This is a genomic window from Streptomyces sp. NRRL S-495, from assembly GCF_000966955.1.
Classification (GTDB): domain Bacteria; phylum Actinomycetota; class Actinomycetes; order Streptomycetales; family Streptomycetaceae; genus Kitasatospora; species Kitasatospora purpeofusca.
On record NZ_JZWY01001202.1, the window covers coordinates 1 to 3,398 of the forward strand.

Genomic DNA, 3,398 nt, shown 5'->3' on the forward strand with positions numbered 1-3,398 from the left:
CACCCACCCCCCCCGCAGCACCCACCCCCCGGCAGCACCCGGCCGGGCCCGAAGAGAACGAGGATCCCCATGACCCACCGCATGCCCGCCGAGTGGACCGAGCACGACGGCTGCCTGATGGCCTGGCCGGTCCGGCCGGACCTGTGGGGCAACAACCTCGACGAGGCGAAGCGCGAGTACGCGGCCGTCGCCCGGGCCATCGCGGAGTTCGAGCCCGTCACCATGGTGGCCCCGCCCGGCCACGGCGACGAGGCCCGCACCCTGTGCGGCCCGGACCTGACCGTCGTCGAACTCCCCCTGGACGACTCCTGGTTCCGCGACTCCGCGCCGATCTTCGTCCTGGACGAGGAGGGCCGCCGGGCCGGCGTCGACTTCCGCTTCAACGCCTGGGGCCGCTTCAACGCCTGGGGCCGCAAGCACCACCCCTGGGACGCCGACGACCGGATCAGCGGCCTGCTGCTGGAGCACCTCCAGGTGCCGGCGATCCGCTCCGAGATGATCCTCGAAGGCGGCGCGATCACCGTCGACGGCGAGGGCACGCTCATCACCACCGAGCAGTGCCTGCTCCACCCCAACCGCAACCCCGAGCTGGGCCGCGAGGAGATCGAGGCCGAGCTGAAGGCCCGGCTCGGCGTCACCAAGATCATCTGGCTGCCCTACGGCGGCGCCCTGGACACCGAGACCGACGGCCACGTGGACGGCGTGTGCGCCTTCGCCGCCCCCGGCAAGGTCGTGGTGCAGCTGCCCGCCGACCCCGCGCACCCCGACTACGTGCGGATGCGCGCCAACCGCACGGTGCTGGAGCACTCCACCGACGCCCAGGGCCGCCCGTTCGAGATCGTCGACGTCACCCAGGCCGCCTTCGTCGAGGTGGAGGACGTCCGGGTCGAGGTCGGCTACCTGAACTTCTACCTGGCCAACGGCGGTGTCGTCGTCCCCGTCGCCGACCACCCCGAGGACGCCGGCGCGCTCGCCGTGATCGCCGCCGCGTTCCCCGACCGCAAGGTCGTCGGCGTGCGGGCCCGGGTGATCGCCTTCGGCGGCGGCGGCGTCCACTGCATCACCCAGCAGCTCCCGGCCGCCCGCGTCTGACCCAGCCAGCGAACGGAGAACCACCCTCATGACTCCCACCGCACCTGCCAGACGCACCCGGCCCCGGCGCCCGCTCGCCGTCGCCACCGCGCTGCTCGGCGCCGCGGCCCTGGTCGCCGCCTGCTCGGGACCGCCCCGCGGCGGTTCCGCCGACCGGGCCGACCTCCAGCTGTCGCCGTCCAGCCCGCCGGCCGCCGGCGACATCGACTCCTTCACCTGGGCCACCTACGCCGAGCCGCCCACCCTGGACTACCTCCAGGCCTTCGACTACCCGCAGAACACCGTCCTGTCCAACGTCTGCGAGAGCCTGATGCGCTGGACGCCCCAGCTCACCCTGGCCCCCGGCCTGGCCGAGAAGGCGTCCAACCCCGACCCCACCACCTGGGTCTACGACCTGCGCTCCGGCGTGCGCTTCCACGACGGCTCGGTGATGACCGCCGAGGACGTCGTGTACAGCCTCGGCCGGCAGATGAACCCCGACAACGCGGCGGCCTGGGCGCAGTCCTTCCAGAACGTCGACACCGTCACCGCGACCGGCCCGCTCCAGGTCACCGTCAAGCTCAAGCGGCCCGACTCCCAGTTCCCGCAGTACATGGCCACCGCCGCCGGCGTGGTCGCCGCCAAGGCCGGGGTGGAGGCCGCCGGCCGGGACTACGGCACCGGCGGGAGCCTCGACTGCACCGGCCCGTTCAAGCTCGGCAGCTGGGTCAAGGGCCAGTCGATCGAACTCCAGCGCTTCGACGGCTACTGGGGCAACCGGGCCAAGGCCGGCAAGGTGGTGTTCCGCTTCCTCACCGACCCCTCCGCGCGCACCAACGCCATGCTCAGCGGCGAGGTCGACGGCGGCTACCTGATCCCCACCGAGAGCTACGACCGGCTTCGCAACGGCGGCACCGGCACCCTGTACTTCGGCGAGGGCCTCAGCACTGTCAACCTCAACGTCACCAGCATGGACGGCCCGCTCGGCGACCTCCGGGTCCGCCAGGCGCTGTCGCTGGCCCTCGACCGCTCCGGCTTCGTCCGCACCGGCCTCGCCGGCGCCGGCACCGTCACCGGTTCGCTCACCACCAGGGCCGCCTGGGCCGGCCTGCCCGAGGACGTCCGCACCGCGGCCTTCGCCCACCTCACCCCCACCGAGCAGGACATCGAGCGCGCCAAGGCCCTGGTCAAGGAGGCCGGCGCCAGTGGCCGGACGCTCACCGTCGCCACCAGCAGCATCGGCCAGGACGTCTCGCTGCTCGCCACCGCCGTCCAGTCCGCCGGCGCCCGGATCGGCCTCGACATCCAGCTGCGGACCATCGCCCCGAACGCCTTCACCTCGCTGTTCACCGACCCCAAGGCGCGCGAGGGCCTGGACATGTTCCCGGAGACGTACTACGACTCCATCACCGACCCGCTCGACCTGCTCGCCAACTTCCGCACCGGCGCCTACCAGAACTTCGCCGGCTACAGCGACCCGGCCTACGACGAGCTGGTCGACCGGGCCTCGGCCGAGTACGACCCGGCCGAGCGCGGCGCCGTCGAGGCGCAGCTCCAGCGGACCGCCTCCGAGAAGCTGCTCTGGATCCCGGTCGCCGAGTGGCCCACCGCCGTCTTCCTGAACAAGCGGGTCACCGGCGCCCCGACCACCATCTCCTACCTGTACTACCCGTGGGCCGCCGACGTGGGGGCCGCGCGGTGACCTTCCTGCGATTCGCCGTCCGACGGCTGGTCGAAATGGCCGTCACCCTGCTCGGCGCCTCCTTCGTCGTCTTCGGGGCGATGTACCTGGCGCCGGGCAGCCCGGCGAGCTTCCTGCTGTCCGGGCGCTCGGCCTCCCCGGCCGCCCTGCAGGCGATCAACGAGCAGTACCACCTGGACGACCCCTTCCTGGTGCGCTACCTCCGCTGGCTCGGCCAGGTGCTGCAGGGCGACTTCGGACGCTCCCTCACCTACCGCACCGACGTGTCGGGCCTGCTCGCCGACCGCCTGCCCGCCACCCTGCTGCTGGTGGCCATGGCCCTGCTGGTGGTGGTCGTGATCGGCCTGGTGCTCGGCTGGATCGGCGCCGTCCGCGGCGGCGCGACCGACTCCGCGATCCTGGTCACCACCACCCTCGCCGTCGGCACCCCCTCCTTCGTCGCCGCGGTGCTGCTCCAGGGCCTGTTCGCGGTCAAGCTGGGCTGGTTCCCGACCAGCGGCGCGGGGGAGGGCCTGCTGGACATGGCCTGGCACCTCACCCTGCCCGCGATCGCCCTCGCGCTCTACCTGATCGGCATGCTCGCCCGGGTCACCCGCTCGGCGATGCTGGACGCCCTGGAGGGCGA

The 3,398-nt window shown here is 72.8% G+C and carries 3 protein-coding genes; all 3 read left to right on the plus strand.

All coding sequences use genetic code 11. The features are described from left to right. Window positions 1-69 precede the first annotated feature (69 nt). Complete coding sequence (locus tag VR45_RS40565; RefSeq protein WP_199926108.1) at window positions 70-1,092, plus strand: agmatine deiminase family protein; 1,023 nt, start codon at window positions 70-72, stop codon at window positions 1,090-1,092. Between the two features lie 28 nt (window positions 1,093-1,120). Beyond that, window positions 1,121-2,773, plus strand: a complete 1,653-nt coding sequence (locus VR45_RS40570; protein ID WP_045944996.1) for an ABC transporter substrate-binding protein — start codon at window positions 1,121-1,123, stop codon at window positions 2,771-2,773. After that, on the plus strand, window positions 2,770-3,398 hold a 629-nt coding region (locus tag VR45_RS40575), incomplete at its 3' end, for an ABC transporter permease (RefSeq protein ID WP_052709752.1). The genes VR45_RS40570 and VR45_RS40575, both read left to right, overlap by 4 nt.

Bases quoted from the DNA above. Each gene is read 5' to 3' on its own strand.
- VR45_RS40565 (WP_199926108.1), top strand. From the start codon at position 70: ATGACCCACCGCATGCCCGCCGAGTGGACCGAGCACGACGGCTGCCTG.
- VR45_RS40570 (WP_045944996.1), top strand. From the start codon at position 1,121: ATGACTCCCACCGCACCTGCCAGACGCACCCGGCCCCGGCGCCCGCTC.